Below are 18,405 nucleotides of genomic sequence, written 5' to 3' on the forward strand. Positions count from 1 at the left end.
TTTGTTAATATGTGAAATTTTTGGCGATGAAAAAAGAGTTTAAAATGCTTTCTCTAATTAACGATCAAAAAAGACGGGCTGTATGTTAGTTCATATCACGTAAAAAATTGTAAATAGAGATTTAAAATTTGTTTAATATATTAATGACGGATTTTGAATGAACCGCATCAAGGAAAATAAGCGAATCCCCTCCATATCCGCCTGATCAAATGCAAAATATTCGTCAAGGAAAAATCCCAATGCCTTGCGTACCGGTCATACGTGAATATAGTTTGATTGCTAATAATTACAAAGTTAAGCAAGGCGAAGAAATGTTTTTATAAAATCATCTTATCTTGCAAGTCAATGATTTTTTAACGCATAAATATCACACTTATGACGTATATCTTGATCATATCGATAAATTTTTTTTAAACCATAAATATTGGGCCATTTCTGCCGATGATAACTGCGTTGCCGTTATCACCAGGCATATTTCCATAAGGCGCGATCCCAATGCTGTATTATCGGCATCGGGCAAGAAGCCGGCGAGCCAAGACCACCGTCCGGGCTGCAGGGTACGGAGTAACGAAGAAAGCGAAAGGAAGATCCAATGAGTGTGTTAAAAAATCTAAAAATCAGAGTGGTGCTATTAGTCATCCTCGTTATTTTTTCGTTGCTCTGGGCGGCGGTCTCCACTTTTACCCTGTTTTCCTTGCACCAGGTAAATGAAACCCTGAAGTTAAGTGATAACCAACAGCTTAACGGCGATATCATCAACGGCGCCAACGATCACTACTACCGTCTGGTGACCACCCTGGAACGGGCGGTGAAAGATGCCAAAGCCGATAATAAACAGGAATTCGACGCGGAAATGATCGCGGCGTCGGTTGAACTCAACGCGATTGACCAAGGGCTGAAACAGTTCAAAACCATGGATCACGGGTTATTGGAGCCTGCGCTGGTGGATAAAATCTACAATACCTCCCTGCGGCTTTATAGCCAGGGAATGCAGCCGCTTGTCCAGGCGGCACAGGCCGGGGGCCATGATGATGTCGACCGCCTGCTTAAGCAGACCTACCTGCCCCTGCGCAAAGAGTTCACCGCCGCCATGCGGGAATACAATGCCTCGATAGAAAAAATCAAAGCGGACTCCAGTATTCGTATTAACCTGCTGGTGACCTGGTGCCAGCGCACGCTGATTGGGGCGCTGTTGGCCGGCATATTAATCATGGTGGCCACCGACCGCTACCTGGTGCGTTATCTGGTCAAGCCGCTGGACAACATCAAAATCTATTTCCGCGAACTGGCGGCCGGACGGCTTGATGTCGACATAAAGGAATTCGGTCGCAACTGCGTTGGCCAGCTAATCCCGTTCCTGCTTGAGATGCAAAGCAGCTGGGCAGGTACCGTGACCAGCATCCGCGCCAGCGCCGAGGCGATTTACCAGGGATCGAGCGAGATCTCGATGGGCAATACCGATTTGTCTTCACGTACCGAACAACAAGCCTCCGCCCTGGAACAAACCGCCGCCAGCATGGAAGAGCTTAATTCCACCGTGCAGCAAAATACCGGCAATGCGCACCAGGCCAGCAAACTGGCGGCATCGGCCTCGCAAACGGCCATGAAAGGCGGCGTCAGCGTGCAGGAAGTGGTCGCTACCATGGGCAGCATCGCCTCCAGCTCGCGGCGCATCGTTGATATCATCGGCGTGATTAACAGTATTGCTTTCCAGACCAATATCCTGGCGCTGAACGCCGCGGTGGAAGCCGCCCGGGCAGGTGAACAGGGCAGGGGATTCGCCGTGGTGGCCAGTGAAGTGCGTAACCTGGCTAAACGCAGCGGCGAGGCGGCGAAAGAAATCGAGACCCTGATTAACGAATCGGTGGAACGGGTAAATATTGGTTCAACCCAGGTCGCCCACGCCGGTGAAACCATGGATGATATTGTGCAGGCCATCACCCATGTAACCAACATTATGGGTGAAATCGCTTCAGCATCGGACGAGCAAAGCAAAGGAATACAGCAAATCGGCCAGGCGGTCACGGAAATGGACAGCGTGACCCAGCAAAACTCCGCCCTGGTACAGCAATCGGCGGCGGCGGCGGCGTCGCTGGAAGAGCAGGCCCGCCACCTGACGGAAATGGTGGCGGTATTCCAGTTAAAACAGACCGGGGGCGCGGTAGCGCGCAGACCTGCGACAGCGCCAAACGCCGGGACGCCGTTGGCGAGCGTTGGCAGGAAGACCTCGCCCGCGCAGGAAGAGCATTGGCAAACATTTTGATCGCCAACGGTTAACCATACGCTGAATGCATGCCCGACCAGGCGGTCGGGCATGCATTCAGCCCATTCCCTGGTTTGGATTATTCCTATATTTTACACCTCCGCCGTGGCTTTTATTCGTGATGTCATCGATCTTAGTAAAAAAAACTCTTCCAACCCTTCACGGATTGTTTTTTATTTTACCCGATTAGGGTGCCCATAAAAAACAATATGTATACAAATTATCGGCATACAATATAATTTTCATCTGATAATAGATAACTGACAAAATTGCTGGAATATTAATGGCTTGCAAATACAATATTCCTAATGTTAGGGTTGCACGATGGCCTGCGCCAGGGTTGATGGGGACATATGGCGACCGTTTGTCGTAATATTGTCTTAAGGTTGTATTGGTAGTATAACGCGCCCTTTTCAAGGGGATAATTAAAATATAATGATTGCGTTTTTAGTAGAAGCAAATAAGTTCCTTTATAGATTCCCCGACAATATTATTGTCAAAGATACTCACTCCGGCGACATGAAGCTGATAGAGCATTGCAGAGATGATTTTATTTATCGAAATTATTATGTGGGTTATCGTTCGCTAAATGGCAAGATTTTAATTCTGAGGGATAACAAGCCCATATGGGTCATGGCCTATGAAGGAGGCGCCATCAATCATGAAGATTCAGACGATTGCGTCAGGAAAATCTATAGGTTCGTCAGGCAGAACCTGGCCAGGTCTACGGTAGAACAGCCTATCAGGGGCCCTGCCGAGTTTCAGGATGGCAAGATGCACTACAACAACAGTTTTTTTGGTTCAATCAATAAGTATAACGGCGCCGAGACGGTTACGTTGGAAGACCAACGGATAATTTATAGACTAAGTTACTCGGGCGGCGATGTGATATTTTAACCCTGGTCATCATCCGCCACAACCGTAGCCAGTGGTTAACGGAGCTGGCCGGTAATGGCTGCCCACTTATATTGCATAGCGCTCTATTCTACTATGACCAGGCGCGATGGAGCGCGCACCGATGTCCAGCCGGCAGGCAAGCGGAATTTTTGGGTATGGCGGGGGCGCTATGCCAATGACAAAGCCTGCATAACGGTTGTCAACTGGCCCGGATAACAACTGACGGAGCAGCCGTTCGGCAGGTGGAGGGTAACGGTATTGGGATCGTCCCTGGCGACCTCAGTCCGCCTGGCCGGTTTGCCATCCAGCCCGACATTGGATTGGGATGCCTCAAAATTATTTTTGTTTAACCAATAATAAAAGGTGCTTAGCGTCAATTTTTCCTGCATACAATATTCCTGCTTTGACAATCCGCTGAGCAGCCATGCCTGGATATGTTGTAGTTGTACAGTCAGGGGATACCGGTTTGCCATTACTTACCTCGATAATTTATTTTTTGTAAATATAATGCTGCTGGGTTTAAAGATATTTATTAACATTAATTATACTAAAACTATAATTATATGCTATTCCTGCTTTTTATCGTGATGGCGCGTTACACAGGAATATACCATTCGCTTTATCGTTTGGAAATAATTTTGACAATACCAGTTCCATTTACTCATATGACTAATAAGAAGAATGACTTATCTAAAACGTGTTGTAACTATCGTAAGATGAAGAAGTAACAAAGTAGAGCGAATCGACGTATAGCCAGTTTTATATATAATCGAAAATAAACGCGATTGGGCATCCAGACCAGCCAAAATGTCATGGCTTTGATTGTGTTGAAATTTATCATGAATCACAATATTTTCCAAGATGTTATATGTTAGTGTACTAATATAACATCTTGGATGTTATAATCCATTGGATAATTCCATCGCAATTTTGTATCAGTATTTTACAATCAATATGTTAATTGTTAAGCTAAATCTGATGGTCATTCCTGACTCTGTTTTTTTCAGATGACCAGGATGAAGATAAACTGGATTATATATTGCATTTGTTCGTGGAATTATGAAACCCTTAACTCTTCGTAGCAAACCACAACATGCTCTTGATAGGCAGGGCGAGAGGCCAGCCGATGATAATACATTTTTAAATTGGGCAGCGCGGGACGATTGATATCAATGTCATAATAACGATAAAGCAGGTGGCCGAATTGAATATCGGCGAGGGTAAAATCGTTCCCTGCCAAATAAGGGTATATTGATAATTGTTTTTCGGCAATATTCAATACTGTTGCCAGCCGATCAACGGCATGGCTAACCGCCTCTGGATCCCGGTCTTTCGCAGCGGTGCGTACCACGCGCCAAAATATGGGGGCGGTAAAGCCAAGCGCCACGTTGATTTTTGACCACTCCGCCCACATGTCGACCTGCGTTCTGTGGTTTACATCCCGCGGCCAAAAGGCTTCAGTACCATATCGAGATGCTATATAACGCAGGATAGCGCCCGTTTCCCATATCGCCGGGCCATCGTTATCTTTCAGTACCGGCACGGTAGCGTTAGGATTCATGGCTAAAAACGCCGGCGTATCATTGCCGCCGTATTTATGGCCGATATTATAACGCTGGTAATCAAGTCCCAATTCACCAATACACCACATCAGCGCCTGGACATTGGACGAGGTTTTTCGTCCCCATACTTGCAGCATATAACGGCCTCCTGCACGGTGTTGGATCATCATGTTACGAGAAAATTCTGCTTAAGTGTACCCCGGTTTTATGGGAGGATTACCGGAGGATGATAAGATACTGATGGTCGTAGCTGTTGTCAGCCAAAGTTAACAAGGAGAGATGATGAGAGATAGCCTTAAGGAAAAAATTATAAATACGTGCGACGCGAAAATAGCGGCTAAAGGCAGTAATGTCGGCTTATCATTTTATGCGTTTTTTTCCAATAAGAATGATGACCCTGAGCTTCTTATGGAAGCTGCAACATGGTGGATTCTTGATATGGAGTTCGATCATTTTGAGAAGGCGACTAAAATCAAGGCCCTTATACATTCCCAATAAGTTTAAAAAAGGGCACTCCTCCGGATTTCCAACGTTAGCCGGGGGCTAACGCTTCAGGCTGGCTCTGAATTCTTCCGGGTTATCCGCATGAAGGAAAAGAGTAAGCGGAACACGACATGTTAACATTAGGTAAATACGACATCACAAATTTCCGTAGCATCGTCATTACCACTGAGATCGTTTGCGATGTATCCGGCTTAAAGACGTGCTTGTTTTGAACAAAAGAGATGCTGTAGCGGAAGACCCAAAGAATCAATCAGGTTGCGCTGTATCTTCGGCCACTTAGCGGATTTCGTCATTCCCTATGAAGGTTATTCCCTTCCGGCGGGGAGTTTTGTTGTTTGCTCCTGCTGCGGCAGAGAAGAGGTTGTCGCATCATTACTTGCTGTGGCAAAAGCAAAGGGATTTAGCATTGCAAAGCAGCATGCGGAAAGAACAATTTAAGAATTTAATAATATTATTTTTAATAATCTCATTTAATTACTTCATCCTTTCCTGTAATGGAGTTAACTCATTTCTGACAAATACTTCCGCCGCCTTGGTCCCCTCTCCATACACGCCTTTTGTCGGCTTGAAAGGCGATGCGGCAAAATTCCATCGCCATCGCCATCGCCATCGCCATTTTCAGGCACAAAAAAAACCAGCTCGACGGCTGGCTTAATTTAACGTTTTTCTTGGTGGCCCCTGCTGGACTTGAACCAGCGACCAAGCGATTATGAGTCGCCTGCTCTAACCAACTGAGCTAAGGGGCCGAGTGGGCGTTGATTATAGAGTAACTCCGGGGACAGATCCAGAGGGGCTGGATTTGCTTGGCTGATTTATCGCCAATTCCGCGCTATTATTATTGGGTGTTTATAGCTCAATGCATTTTCTGGAGTTTTCAAGATGATAGAGGACATTCTGGCCCCGGGGCTGAGGGTGGTTTTTTGCGGTATCAACCCTGGGTTGTCCAGCGCGCATAAGGGAGTGCACTTCGCCAATCCCAATAACCGGTTCTGGAAAATCATCCATCAGGCCGGGTATACCGAGCGGCAGCTAAAGCCCGAGGAAGAGCGTCAACTGCTGGTGACGGGATGCGGCATCACCATGCTGGCCGATCGGCCCACCACCGAGGCGACGGAGCTATCGCTGGCCGAGTATCGGGAAGGGGGCAAGCGCCTGATCGAGAAGATACAGCATTACCAGCCCACCGCGCTGGCGGTACTGGGCAAGCAGGCCTACCGACAGGCGTTCCGGGTCAGCAACGCTATCTGGGGCAAGCAGGAAGTGACCATCGGCAATACCGAAGTCTGGGTGCTGCCCAATCCCAGCGGCCTGAACCGCATGGGATTCGAGACGCTGATTAAATCCTATCGCGAGCTGGATGCCGTCCTGGCGACGCGGGGCAGATGATTGCCCATACTCCAGCCGTAAAAAAACCCCACGGTTAAGAGTGGGGCTTTTAATGCCGTTTAAACGCCAAGGCGGGCCCGTGCGGAGCCCGACGGAACCTAATCGTCCAGGAAGCTGCGCAGCACTTCAGACCGGCTGGGATGGCGCAGCTTGCGCAGCGCCTTCGCTTCGATCTGACGAATACGTTCGCGGGTAACGTCAAACTGTTTACCCACTTCTTCCAGCGTATGGTCGGTATTCATATCAATACCGAAACGCATGCGCAGCACTTTTGCTTCACGGGCGGTCAGGCCGGCCAGCACGTCATGGGTGGCGGAGCGCAGGCTTTCCGAGGTGGCGGAGTCCAGCGGCAGCTCGAGGGTGGTATCCTCGATGAAATCGCCCAGATGCGAATCTTCATCGTCGCCGATCGGCGTTTCCATGGAGATAGGCTCTTTGGCAATTTTCAGCACCTTGCGGATTTTATCTTCCGGCATCAGCATCCGTTCCGCCAGCTCTTCGGGGGTAGGCTCGCGGCCCATTTCCTGCAGCATCTGGCGGGAAATACGGTTGAGCTTGTTGATGGTCTCAATCATATGTACCGGGATACGGATGGTGCGCGCCTGGTCGGCGATGGAGCGGGTAATGGCCTGACGAATCCACCAGGTGGCGTAGGTCGAGAACTTATACCCGCGGCGGTATTCAAATTTGTCCACCGCCTTCATCAAACCGATATTCCCTTCCTGGATCAAATCCAGGAACTGCAAACCGCGGTTGGTGTACTTCTTGGCAATCGAGATAACCAAACGCAGGTTCGCTTCCACCATCTCTTTCTTGGCGCGGCGCGCTTTCGCTTCGCCAATGGACATGCGACGGTTGATGTCCTTCACCTGCTCGATGGTCAGGCCGGTTTCTTCTTCGATCTGGCGCAGCTTTTGCAGGTTGCGATGGACATCCTCATCCACTTCGCGCAGTTTTTCCGACCACGGCTTGTTCATCGCCAGCGCGGCCTTGAACCAGGCTTCGCTGGTTTCGTTGCCGGCAAACAGCGTGACGAAGTTTTTCTTCGGCATTTTGCAGATTTCGACGCAGAGCTTCATGATCAGCCGCTCTTGGGTACGCACGCGATCCATCATGGAACGCATGTTGCTTACCAGATAGTCGAACTGCTTCGGCACCAGGCGGAACTGTTTGAACACATCGGACAGCTTGAGGATTTCTTCCGCCGATTTCGCATGGCTGCGGCCGTTGGCCTTGATTACCGTGCGCGTGGCTTCATACTGATCGCGCAGATCGACGAACTTCTGCCGCGCCAGCTCGGGATCGATACTGTTATCGTCCTCGGCGTCGTCGTCATCTTCTTCTTCTTCGTCATCATTGTCGGCCAGTTCAGCGGTGGTCAACTCGGAGCCGATATGGGTCGCGGTCGGCGCCATCTCTTCTTCGGCGTTCGGATCGACAAAACCGGTGATCAGGTCAGACAGCCTGGCTTCGCCCGCTTCGACGCGGTCGTATTGTTCCAGCAGGTAGGTAATTGCCTCAGGATACTCGGCTACCGAGCATTGCACCTGATTAATCCCGTCCTCGATACGCTTGGCGATATCGATTTCACCTTCACGGGTCAGCAGTTCTACGGTACCCATTTCACGCATGTACATGCGCACCGGGTCGGTGGTACGTCCAATTTCGGACTCCACGCTCGATAAGACCTGCGCGGCGGCTTCTGCGGCATCTTCGTCGGTGTCGGAGGTATTTTCAGCCAACAGCAGGTCGTCGGCATCCGGTGCTTCTTCCATCACCTGGATGCCCATGTCATTGATCATCTGGATGATGTCTTCGATCTGATCGGAGTCGACGATATCCTCCGGCAGATGGTCATTGACCTCGGCGAAGGTCAAATAGCCTTGCTCCTTACCACGAGTGACAAGTAGCTTGAGCTGTGACTGCGGGTTTTGCTCCATAAGACGGTATCCACACTTCAGATTATAATTCGGTGTTGGTCGGTGAAATTTCATCACCAACAAGAGATCAGGCCGTTGTTTAACGCCGCAGCCCAGTACGGCATCGCACAGGGCATTGCCCTGCCATTTATAGGCAATTAAGCCTCGGTGTCATTCATGTCTTTTTGGCCAGAGCCATATTCAGAGACCAAAGCTCTTTACGTTCTTCGGTCGTCAATCCGTGCGTTCGATCGCGTGCTATCAGCTCTTCCTGACGTTGTTCCAGTATGGAATCGTAGAGACTCGTCAAGGTATCGACAAAAGTCGCTTCGATCATATCTTCTATGATCATGTGGTTCCAGATCGCCAGGGTTTCAAGCTGCGGGCTGGATTTATTATCCCGGTACAGCTCCAGCAGCTGCCCCGTGGTCAGGCCCGGCTGCGCCTGGCAGGTCTGGACTAATTCCATAAACAGCGGCACACCCGGTTGATTCGCCTGCTCCAATCCCTGTAATGACGGGATAAGGGCCGACAGGCGCGGGTTTTGCACCAGCAATCCTATAAGTATACGCATGGTTGTGCGTTTTATCCGGGGTTGCGGCGAAATATTTGTGTTGCCCGCGTGCTTGGGCAGCAGTTTTTCCAACTGGTTATCGTCCAGAATGCCCAATTTGTTACCCAGTTGCTGACGCAGGTACATGCGCAGCGTTTCGCCCGGTACCTGGCTTATCAGCGGCAGCGCCAGGGTGCTGAGCTTGGCCCGGCCGTCCGGACTGCTTAAGTCCACCTGCGGCATCAGCGTTTCAAACAAAAACACCGACAGCGGCTGCGCCTGTTCCATGCGTTGTTCAAAGGCATCTTTACCGATCTGGCGCACCAGCGTATCGGGATCTTCGCCGTCCGGCAGGAACATAAAGCGCAGTTGGCGCCCGTCGTTCAAATAGGGCAGGGCGGTTTCCAAGGCCCGCCAGGCGGCTTCCCGTCCCGCGCGATCGCCGTCGTAGCAGCAGACGACCTGATCCGTGGCGCGGTAGAGCAATTGGATATGCTCGGCGGTGGTGGCGGTGCCAAGCGAGGCGACGGCATAATCGATGCCGAACTGCGCCAGCGCCACCACGTCCATATATCCTTCCACCACCAGCAGCCGCGTGAGTGTCGGGTGTTTCTGCTGCGCTTCATAAAGACCGTACAGCTGGCGGCCTTTATGGAAAATCTCGGTTTCCGGCGAGTTCAGGTATTTAGGCTGCCCGTCGCCCAGGATGCGTCCGCCAAAGGCGATAACCCGTCCGCGCCGGTCGCGGATCGGGAACATGACCCGCTCACGGAAGCGATCGTAGACCCGTCCCTGATCGTTAGTCACCAGCATTCCGGCATCGTTCAATGCCGTGCGATCTTCCGCCGACCGGCCGAAACGTTTTAATACGTTATCCCAACCGGGCGGGGCATAGCCGATGGCGAAATGGCTGATGATCTCCGCGCTTAATCCCCGTTTGGTCAGGTACTGGTGCGCCGGCGCCGCGGCAGTCTGCTGCAGCGCCTGCAAATAGTAGCCGCTGAGCTTTTCCATCACCTGGTACAGGCTCTGGCGCTGGTGGCGTTCCTGCTGGTTTGGGCCCACTCCCGCCTCGGACGGCACTTCCAGCCCGTGCATGGTGGCCAGTTCCTCGATGGACTCGACAAACTCAAGCCGGTCGTAATTCATCAGGAAATCGATGGCATTACCATGGGCGCCGCACCCAAAGCAGTGGTAAAACTGCTTTTCGCCATTGACGGTAAACGACGGGGTTTTTTCATGGTGAAACGGACAACAAGCGTGATAATTCTTGCCTTGTTTTTTTAGCTTCACCCGAGCGTCGATCAGGTCGATGATATCGGTACGAGCCAACAAGTCGTTGATAAATACGCGTGGGATTCGTCCAGCCATAAGCCCTGATTGGTTAGCCTATAAACGAGAACAAGCCGCGCAATCCTTCCGGATCGCACGGCCTTCGTATGCAACTGCTAAGTCTGCGGATTAATCACGCGGTTGGGGTTTTCACCCCGAAAAATTAATACAGACGAGTGCGGCGTGCGTTTTCGCGAGCCAATTTTTTTGCATGACGTTTTACAGCGGATGCCTTAGCGCGTTTACGTTCGGTAGTCGGTTTTTCATAGAACTCACGACGACGAACTTCGGCCAGGACACCTGCTTTTTCGCATGAACGTTTGAAGCGACGCAGTGCTACGTCGAAGGGCTCGTTTTCACGTACTTTAATTACCGGCATGTAACTCTCACCTCGATAGAATTCGGATTTTGCTGCTGACCTTGTGTCAGCCGTTTCAAAATGGTGCGGAATTTTACTTCAACCAGGGCTGCTTTGTAAAGCGCCACGGCCAATGATCTTGCAGGCGTAGGGGCGTTTGCCGCGCCGCTCACGTTTTCTGAGTCTGATTATAGCGCAAAATGGCCAAATTTGCTGCACATGATTGGCGCGCTCGATTAAAAAGCCCGATATTAAATGGCCCGGCCTGTTGATCCGGGATCTTTTTGGCCCGATCCTGGATCTTCCCGCGGATCCCGCGATCCACAAGGTCGATACTTGTATCATGGCCCGGGCAATAAAGACACCGAATTTACGCGCCGATTAACCGCGCCGACGGGTTCCCCTGACCGGGATTATGCTAGACTGTCCGCCGCACAAAGTGGAGTTGATAAGAAATTATGCGTGTATTGGGTATTGAGACATCCTGCGACGAAACCGGCGTGGCGATTTACGACCGCCGGGCGGGTTTGCTGGCCAACCAGCTCTACAGCCAGGTCAAGCTGCATGCCGACTACGGCGGCGTGGTGCCCGAGTTGGCCTCGCGCGATCACGTGCGCAAGACCGTGCCGCTGATCCAGGCCGCGCTGAGCGAGGCCGGGCTGCGCGCGCGGGATATCGACGGCGTGGCGTATACCGCCGGTCCCGGGCTGGTGGGCGCGCTGATGGTGGGCGCCACCGTGGGGCGCGCACTGGCCTATGCCTGGAAGGTGCCGGCCATTGCGGTACATCATATGGAAGGCCATCTGCTGGCGCCGATGCTGGAAGAGAACCCGCCGGAATTTCCCTTTGCCGCCCTGCTGGTATCGGGCGGGCATACCCAGCTGATTGCCGTGACCGGCATCGGGCAATATGAACTGCTGGGCGAGTCCATCGATGACGCGGCCGGCGAGGCGTTTGATAAAACCGCCAAACTGCTGGGGCTGGATTATCCCGGCGGCCAGCTGTTATCCCTGATGGCGCGACAGGGCGTGGCCGGGCGCTTTACCTTTCCGCGTCCGATGACCGACCGGCCGGGGCTGGACTTTAGCTTTTCCGGCCTGAAGACCTTCGCCGCCAATACCATTCGCGCCAACGGGCACGATGACCAGACGCGGGCGGATATCGCCCGGGCGTTCGAGGATGCGGTAGTGGACACGCTGGCGATTAAATGCCGTCGGGCGCTGGACCAGACCGGGCTGAAACGGCTGGTGATCGCGGGCGGCGTGAGCGCCAACCGCACCCTGCGCGAGCGTCTGGCCGAGATGATGCAAAAGCGCGGCGGCAACGTGTTTTATGCCCGCCCGGAATTTTGCACCGACAACGGCGCGATGATTGCCTACGCGGGCATGGTGCGCCTGCAAAACGGCATTCACGCGGGGTTGGACATTACCGTGCGGCCGCGCTGGCCGCTGGCCGAACTGACGCCGGTGTAATGTTACGGCGCCGCTGTTTTGATCATGGCCGCCGTCGGTGCGGGAACGGGTTAGCGGCGCCTGGTTTCCCTGCCTGCCGGCGCTCGCAGCCAGATGGGGTTTTTGGGTTAGCGACGGTCTGGCGTTTTATCATCTAACTTATCTTGCGGGCAGTCTTGCGGGCAGTCTTGCGGGCGGTCCGGGGCCTTATCATGCTGCGCCCCGGCCTTGGGATCGCCTTCTCCCCCCGGTTGGCCGCCTTCCTGCCGGTCGATATCCTTGTCTTTTTGCCGTTTGCGCCAGATGCGGCTTTCCTGGCCGCGCCACAGCCGCTGGATATTGTCGTGATGGCGCAGCAGCACCAGGCACGACAGCATCGACACCGGAAAAGTGAACTGCGGCTTGAACCACCAGACATAAAACGGCGCGATCAGCGCGCTGATAATGGCGCCCAGCGACGAATAACCGCTCAGCAAAACCGTCAGCAGCCAGGTGCCGGCCATCAGGCCGGTCAGGTCCCAGCCGATGGGGGCGATGGCGCCGAACGCCGTGGCAACGCCTTTGCCGCCCTGGAAATGAAAAAACACCGGGTAGATATGCCCGATGCAGGCGGCAATGGCAATCAGGCCCAGGTAGAACGGCGGCACCCCTAAATGGTAGCCCAGCCATACCGGCAGCATGCCCTTGAGTACGTCAAACACCATGACGCTCGCCGCCGCCGTCTTGCCGCCGATACGCAGCACGTTGGTGGCGCCCGGATTACCGGAACCGTGGGTGCGGGGATCCGGCAGGCGGGCGAGTTTGCATATCAGAATCGCGCTGGAGACTGAGCCGCAAAGATAGGCGAAGATTATCATGCCAATCGCGATAGCATTCATAACCAAGTTCCATCCCGTAATCATCGTTTTATTGGCCTAACTGTGGATAATACCCATATTCCTTTCGAAGTGGTATCCAACATCCACAAAAACCGGGTATGGCGCATGGACATTGTATTTATAGAACAGTTAACGGTAATGACGGTTATCGGGGTATATGACTGGGAGCAAAACCGCCGGCAAAAGCTGGTGTTCGACATCGAGATGGGTTGGGATAACGGGCCTGCGGCGCGTAGCGACGACGTGGCCGATTGCCTCAGCTACGCCGATGTCAGCGATACGGTGCTGTCCTTTGTTTCATCCAATCAGTTTGCGCTGGTGGAACGGGTGGCCGAAGAAGTGGCCGACCTGCTGCGCCAGCGTTTCAACCTGCCCTGGGTGCGTATCAAACTGAGCAAGCCGGGTGCGGTGCCCCAGGCGGCAAGCGTCGGCGTGATAATCGAGCGTGGTAACCGAAAAGTCTGAAAGTTTATGACTCTTAATCTAAAATTCATGCAGCGGAAACCTTTTTACCGTATGTTTGTCTCATTTTCCGGGTTGTTTTAGCGGCTGGGTTTGCAGTCAAACCGCCGCTTTTTTGTTGTCGGTCGATTGAGGGGAACGCGTGGTATGACAGATCTGCCTGATGTGTTGATTGCATTCATTCTTGGGGTGGTGGAAGGGTTAACGGAGTTTTTACCGGTCTCCTCGACGGGGCACATGATTTTAGTCGGCACATTGCTGGGCTTCACGGATGATAAAGCGAAAACCTTTGAGGTGATTATCCAGCTGGGGTCGATACTGGCGGTGGTGGTGATGTTCTGGCGGCGGCTGTTCGGCCTGATCGGCATTCATTTCGGCCAGGTGAAACATGAGGGGATCGGCACCGGTCGCCTGCGCCTGGGGCATATCCTGCTGGGGATGATTCCGGCGGTGGTCATGGGCCTGGTGTTCCATGAACAAATCAAAGGGCTGTTCGAGGCCAAATACGTGGTCTACGCACTGGTGGTCGGCGGGGTGCTGCTGTTGGCCGGTGAATGGCTGAAACCGAAGGTGCCCCGCGCCGCCGGCATCGATGATATTACCTACCTGCAGGCTTTTTTGATCGGCTGTTTCCAGTGCCTGGCGCTGTGGCCGGGTTTTTCCCGCTCCGGCGCCACCATCAGCGGCGGTCTGCTGGTCGGGGTGAGTCGTTACGCGGCGTCGGAATTCTCGTTTATCCTGGCGGTGCCGATGATGCTGGGGGCGACCGTCCTCGATCTCTACAAAAGCCTGCCTTTCCTGTCCTGGCATGATTTCCCGATGTTTGCGGTGGGCTTTGTCACCGCCTTTGTCGTGGCGCTGATTGCCATTAAGCTGTTCTTGCAAATCATCAAGCGCATCTCGTTTGTTCCCTTCGCCATCTACCGCTTTATCCTGGCGGGCGTGGTGTATTGGGTGCTGATGTAACGCCGCTAACGGCCGCCATGGGCGGCTCCATACGTGAAATGATAAAACGCCCTGCCAGATAAATCCGCAGGGCGTTTGTTATTGGTCGGGCAACGCATTTGGCGGCAAGAGCGGGCAAGAGCGGCTAGTCGCTAGTCTTGCAGGGTCTCGGCGCGCGACTGTTCCCGGCGCAGTTTCCACTCCGCCAAGGCCTTCTGGCGGCGCAGGCGGATTTCCTCGCCGATTTCCGCGCCGTTGAAACCCGCTTCAATCACCTCGCGGTTGGTGACCGACGCCGCCACGCGATACGCCTCGCGCAGGTAGTCTCCCTGCGGATAAAGGGTGTTTTCAAAACCGGTGCGGCCGCGGGCGTCGGCTTCGCTGGTCATGATCATCTGCTCCAGTCGCTCCGGCTTGCGCCAAACGTCGATGGCGCCGAACAGCTTCATCAGGGTCTTGGGGGTGAGCCGGTCCACGGTATGGATCAGATCGTGATATTCAGCGACGATTTTTGCCAGATCCCGCACCTGGTTAGGCACCCGCATGCGGGCGCACAGGGCTTCCACCAGCTTTACCCCGGCCGGGCCGTGGCCATGATGGTGGGGCCACAGATGGGGCGGTGTCAGGCCCTTGCCTACATCGTGGCACAGCGTGGCGAAGCGCACGGCGATGTCGGGCGATAACTGCGCCGCCACCGAAAGCGTCATCAGCGTATGGATGCCGGTATCGATTTCCGGGTGCCATTTGGCCGGGGCGGGAACACCAAACAAGCAATCGATTTCCGGAAACAGCGCCGCCAGGGCGCCGCAGTCGCGCAATACCTGGAAATAGACCTGCGGATTGCGGGTAGCCAGCGCTTTTTCGGTTTCTTTCCATACCCGTTCCGGCGAGATGGACGGCAGTTCGCCGCCGTCGGCCATTTGCCGCATCAGCAGCATGGTCTCCGGGGCGATACGGAAGCTTAAATGGGCGAAACGCGCGGCAAAACGCGCCACGCGCAGCACGCGCAGCGGATCTTCGCCGAACGCGTTGGAGACATGGCGCAATAACCGTTGCTCGATATCCTCGCGTCCATGGTAGGGGTCGACCAGTTCGCCGTCTTCATCCTGCGCGATGGCGTTAATGGTCAGATCCCGGCGCATCAGGTCCTGTTCCAGCGTAACATCCGGCGCGGCATACAGGGTAAAACCGGTATAACCCGTTCCGGACTTGCGCTCGGTGCGCGCCAGGGCATATTCCTCGCGCGAGCGCGGGTGCAGGAATACCGGAAAATCCTTGCCGACCTGCTGATAACCCTCGGACAGCAGTTGGTCCGGGGTAGCGCCAACGATCACCCAATCTTTCTCATGCACCGGCAATTGTAATAACCTGTCGCGGACGGCGCCGCCGACCAGATATTTTTTCACTATTAACTCCTGACAATGTCGGTTTTGTCATCATCTGTTAAGTGTAGCCGCATCCGCAACGCTATTTTCCCATTGCGCACGCTTACCTTACACGACGTCAGGTAAACCGGCAGGATCAGTTCATCCAGCGATTGTCTTTTTTGCGGCGCGGGATAAGGTGGGGTATCAGCAATCCCAGCACCAGGCCAACCCCGGCCACGCCGCCGCCGTACAGGAACCACTGCATGATGATAGCGCGTTGTTTATCATCCAGCTGAACCGCCACGGCATCCACTTTTTTCTTGGCCACCACCAGTTGATCCTTCAGGCTTTGGTTTTCATCGCGCAGGCTCTGGATATTGCCGTCGCTTTCGGTAACTTTTTTTTGCATCTCGGCGGTGCGCTGGTTCCAGCCGGCGTCGATGGTGTTGAGCTGTTGGGTCAGCGTCTGGACCTGCTGCTCCAGCGCCGGCACCTTGGCCCGCAGGCTGGGCTGGTCGCTGAGCTGATCGAGGGGGATCCAGGCGGTTCGGCCTTTTGTATCCCGAATCTGGCCGTAGTTATTGCCTTCGCTGACGCTAAGCAGGGCCACTTCTTCCCCGGCATTCAACGTGCCGACAATCCGGTATTGGTTGCCCGGCCCGCTGTGGATATAGGTGATGAGTTCATCGGAGATGAAACGTTTTTCATCGGCATGAGTGCTGGCGGCGAAGCCTAGACTCAATAACGCGAAGCAAAGATGGCGTAATTTGTACATAGTTCCGTCGTTTTCAGGCAAATGTGGGTCGATAGTAGTGGGTTCAGTTTGACGGCGCAATGCTTAAACAAAAATGGGAACTATCTTACTATCAGGGGGCGCAAGGCTCTGGCCCGGCCATTCATTAATGGCGCTAAAGCAGCGGTTAACAGACCCTGGTTACCCAATTGAACAGGGAATATGCGGGTTATAGCGCAAAAGCGCCCCGTAACGAATAAAAACGACGGTATATTTAGGTAAGCGCATTAGTTTTTTGTTATAAATTGTCATTTAAATCATATCAGTGCTTGTCCGTAACCGGCATTAAGACGATTATTAAGCTGTTCAATCCGACTCCTGCGCGGGTTCCCTGTTGCCGATGGCCCTAGGGAAGGGTGCCGTTCCGCAACGGCTCGTACAGCAACCAGTGGTGTAACCGAAGCTATGAGTGAAGAAATAGAAATAAAATTTATCGTTCATCCCGATGCGGTGTCGTCCATGTCGGCGCGGGTGTCCGCCCGCGGGGGGATTTATTCGGAAGCGCAACGCCTGATCAACAGCTATTTTGACACCGCCGGGCTTGACCTGCGTCTGCATGGCGTGGGGCTGCGCGTGCGCGGCCATAACGAACGCTACGAGATGACGGCAAAAACCGCCGGCAAAATTGTCGGCGGCTTGCATCAGCATCCGGAATATACTATTCCGCTGCCCGGTCCGGAATTAGATATCGCGCTGCTGCCCGCCGATATCTGGCCGGCCGGCATGGATGCGGCGACGCTGCAAGCGCGGCTGGAACCGCTGTTCCGTACCGACTATCTACGCGAGAAGTGGGTGGTTACTCACGGTGAAAGCGAGATAGAGGTGGCCTTTGACCAGGGTGAGGTGGCGGCCGGCGACGTAAGCGAGGCCATTTGCGAGCTGGAAATGGAGCTGTTGCGCGGCCATGTCGCCGATTTGCTGGCGTTTGCCCGCTCGTTCAGCGCCGAAGGCGGCCTGAGGCAGGGCAGCCTGAGCAAGGCCGCGCGCGGCTATCATCTGGCCGCGGGCAATGAGCCGCGTGAAATCCGCGCCCTGCCGCTGCTGCGGCCCGCGCCCAGGGCGACGGTGGAGCAGGGGTTGAGCGAGGCGCTGTCGCTGGCGCTTGCCCACTGGCAATACCATGAGGAATTATGGCTTGCGCGGATACCGTCGGCGCGCGAAAGCATCCTGTCCGCGATTATGCTGATTCGCGAAACCTTTGTGGTGATGGGCAATATGATCCCGCGCAAAGCCACCAACCTACTGCGCGCCCAGATGGCGGAGGTCACCGACCTGCTGCAGTCGCCGGACAGCGATGCCCAGGGCCTGTGTTACGAGGCCGCCTACCTGCAATGTAAGCTGGCGCTTACCAGCTGGTTAATTCTTTCCGGCTGGCAGGGCAGTATCGACGACAAGGCGCGCCGCAAATTGGACGGCTCTTTTAAACGCTTTGCCGATATTATGCTGTCGCGCTGCGCCGCCGAATTAAAAGTGGCGTTCGGCCGGGTGATGTCCCGCGAGGAGTATCAGCAGCACTTGCCTCGCCTGGAGCGGCGCATCATGGCTTTCCATCTGCTGTCGGGCGCTTATCCGGTCAAGAAGGTTTTATCCTATATCCTGCACTGGCAGGCGCTACAGCAGGCGATTATGCTGCCCGGCACCAACGATGTGGAGGTTATGCGGCGCCAGGCGTTGGCCCAGACGGGCTTTTGGCTCAGCGTCAGTAATCGCTAAGCCTCCGCGGCGGCGACGTTGC

The 18,405-nt window shown here is 54.0% G+C and carries 17 protein-coding genes and 1 tRNA gene; 9 read left to right on the forward strand and 9 right to left on the reverse strand.

Annotation, left to right across the window (positions count from 1 at the left end):
• The first annotated feature begins 592 nt into the window (after positions 1-592).
• Complete coding sequence (locus GRH90_RS12630) at positions 593-2,263, forward strand: methyl-accepting chemotaxis protein (protein WP_162366308.1); 1,671 nt, start codon at positions 593-595, stop codon at positions 2,261-2,263.
• Positions 2,264-2,698: 435 nt separating this feature from the next.
• On the forward strand, positions 2,699-3,160 hold the full coding sequence (locus GRH90_RS12635; RefSeq protein ID WP_162366309.1) for a DUF5680 domain-containing protein: 462 nt from the start codon (positions 2,699-2,701) through the stop codon (positions 3,158-3,160).
• A gap of 167 nt (positions 3,161-3,327) precedes the next feature.
• Here the strand turns inward: GRH90_RS12635 and tnpA are convergent, their stop codons facing one another.
• Together tnpA and GRH90_RS12645 are read right to left on the reverse strand one after the other, a co-directional pair.
• Positions 3,328-3,633 carry an IS66 family insertion sequence element accessory protein TnpA gene (tnpA, locus tag GRH90_RS12640; protein ID WP_446678250.1) on the reverse strand — a complete coding sequence of 102 codons (306 nt, stop codon included), beginning with the start codon at positions 3,631-3,633 and terminating at the stop codon, positions 3,328-3,330.
• Positions 3,634-4,217: 584 nt separating this feature from the next.
• Positions 4,218-4,859 carry a glutathione S-transferase family protein gene (locus tag GRH90_RS12645; RefSeq protein WP_162366310.1) on the reverse strand — a complete coding sequence of 214 codons (642 nt, stop codon included), beginning with the start codon at positions 4,857-4,859 and terminating at the stop codon, positions 4,218-4,220.
• A gap of 145 nt (positions 4,860-5,004) precedes the next feature.
• Here GRH90_RS12645 and GRH90_RS12650 point away from each other — a divergent pair, with 145 nt between their 5' ends.
• Both GRH90_RS12650 and GRH90_RS12655 read left to right on the forward strand, forming a co-directional pair.
• Entirely contained in the window at positions 5,005-5,220 is a 216-nt protein-coding gene (locus GRH90_RS12650; protein WP_162366311.1) for a DUF6500 family protein, read from the forward strand.
• A gap of 304 nt (positions 5,221-5,524) precedes the next feature.
• The gene (locus GRH90_RS12655; protein ID WP_162366312.1) at positions 5,525-5,881 is read left to right on the forward strand and encodes a hypothetical protein; all 357 of its coding nucleotides are present in this window, start codon (positions 5,525-5,527) and stop codon (positions 5,879-5,881) included.
• Between the two features lie 14 nt (positions 5,882-5,895).
• Here GRH90_RS12655 and GRH90_RS12660 read toward each other — a convergent pair.
• Positions 5,896-5,972, reverse strand: a tRNA-Ile gene (locus GRH90_RS12660).
• Between the two features lie 133 nt (positions 5,973-6,105).
• Here GRH90_RS12660 and mug point away from each other — a divergent pair.
• Positions 6,106-6,612, forward strand: coding sequence for a G/U mismatch-specific DNA glycosylase (mug, locus tag GRH90_RS12665; protein WP_162366313.1), 507 nt, complete (start codon positions 6,106-6,108; stop codon positions 6,610-6,612).
• 98 nt (positions 6,613-6,710) lie between these two features.
• On the opposite strand, the gene rpoD is transcribed toward mug, so the two are convergent.
• The 3 genes from rpoD to rpsU all read right to left on the reverse strand — a co-directional run bounded on the left by rpoD (position 6,711) and on the right by rpsU (position 10,795).
• Positions 6,711-8,552 (reverse strand): RNA polymerase sigma factor RpoD, encoded by a 1,842-nt coding sequence (gene rpoD, locus GRH90_RS12670; RefSeq protein WP_162366314.1) that lies wholly within the window; start codon positions 8,550-8,552, stop codon positions 6,711-6,713.
• Between the two features lie 154 nt (positions 8,553-8,706).
• Positions 8,707-10,455: a DNA primase gene (dnaG, locus tag GRH90_RS12675; RefSeq protein WP_162366315.1), complete on the reverse strand. Its 1,749-nt coding sequence runs from the start codon at positions 10,453-10,455 to the stop codon at positions 8,707-8,709.
• A 124-nt stretch (positions 10,456-10,579) separates the two neighbouring features.
• Positions 10,580-10,795, reverse strand: a complete 216-nt coding sequence (gene rpsU / locus GRH90_RS12680) for a 30S ribosomal protein S21 (protein ID WP_001144069.1) — start codon at positions 10,793-10,795, stop codon at positions 10,580-10,582.
• 437 nt (positions 10,796-11,232) lie between these two features.
• On the opposite strand from rpsU, the gene tsaD reads away from it, so the two are divergent.
• Positions 11,233-12,246 (forward strand): tRNA (adenosine(37)-N6)-threonylcarbamoyltransferase complex transferase subunit TsaD, encoded by a 1,014-nt coding sequence (tsaD, locus tag GRH90_RS12685; protein ID WP_162366316.1) that lies wholly within the window; start codon positions 11,233-11,235, stop codon positions 12,244-12,246.
• Between the two features lie 107 nt (positions 12,247-12,353).
• Here the strand turns inward: tsaD and plsY are convergent, their stop codons facing one another.
• A complete protein-coding gene (gene plsY, locus GRH90_RS12690) occupies positions 12,354-13,103 on the reverse strand; it encodes a glycerol-3-phosphate 1-O-acyltransferase PlsY (RefSeq protein WP_162366317.1) in 750 nt (249 codons plus the stop codon).
• Between the two features lie 105 nt (positions 13,104-13,208).
• Here plsY and folB point away from each other — a divergent pair, with 105 nt between their 5' ends.
• Together folB and bacA are read left to right on the forward strand one after the other, a co-directional pair.
• The gene (folB, locus tag GRH90_RS12695) at positions 13,209-13,568 is read left to right on the forward strand and encodes a bifunctional dihydroneopterin aldolase/7,8-dihydroneopterin epimerase (protein ID WP_162366318.1); all 360 of its coding nucleotides are present in this window, start codon (positions 13,209-13,211) and stop codon (positions 13,566-13,568) included.
• A gap of 144 nt (positions 13,569-13,712) precedes the next feature.
• Positions 13,713-14,531, forward strand: a complete 819-nt coding sequence (gene bacA / locus GRH90_RS12700) for an undecaprenyl-diphosphate phosphatase (protein WP_162366319.1) — start codon at positions 13,713-13,715, stop codon at positions 14,529-14,531.
• 131 nt (positions 14,532-14,662) lie between these two features.
• On the opposite strand, the gene GRH90_RS12705 is transcribed toward bacA, so the two are convergent.
• Both GRH90_RS12705 and GRH90_RS12710 read right to left on the reverse strand, forming a co-directional pair.
• Positions 14,663-15,916, reverse strand: a complete 1,254-nt coding sequence (locus GRH90_RS12705) for a multifunctional CCA addition/repair protein (RefSeq protein ID WP_162366320.1) — start codon at positions 15,914-15,916, stop codon at positions 14,663-14,665.
• 115 nt (positions 15,917-16,031) lie between these two features.
• Positions 16,032-16,652 (reverse strand): TIGR04211 family SH3 domain-containing protein, encoded by a 621-nt coding sequence (locus GRH90_RS12710; RefSeq protein ID WP_162366321.1) that lies wholly within the window; start codon positions 16,650-16,652, stop codon positions 16,032-16,034.
• Positions 16,653-17,075: 423 nt separating this feature from the next.
• Here GRH90_RS12710 and GRH90_RS12715 point away from each other — a divergent pair, with 423 nt between their 5' ends.
• Positions 17,076-18,383, forward strand: coding sequence for a CYTH domain-containing protein (locus GRH90_RS12715; RefSeq protein ID WP_162366322.1), 1,308 nt, complete (start codon positions 17,076-17,078; stop codon positions 18,381-18,383).
• Positions 18,384-18,405: the final 22 nt, after the last annotated feature.

Origin of the sequence: Acerihabitans arboris, from assembly GCF_010131535.1 — a bacterium.
Lineage (GTDB): Bacteria > Pseudomonadota > Gammaproteobacteria > Enterobacterales > Enterobacteriaceae > Acerihabitans > Acerihabitans arboris.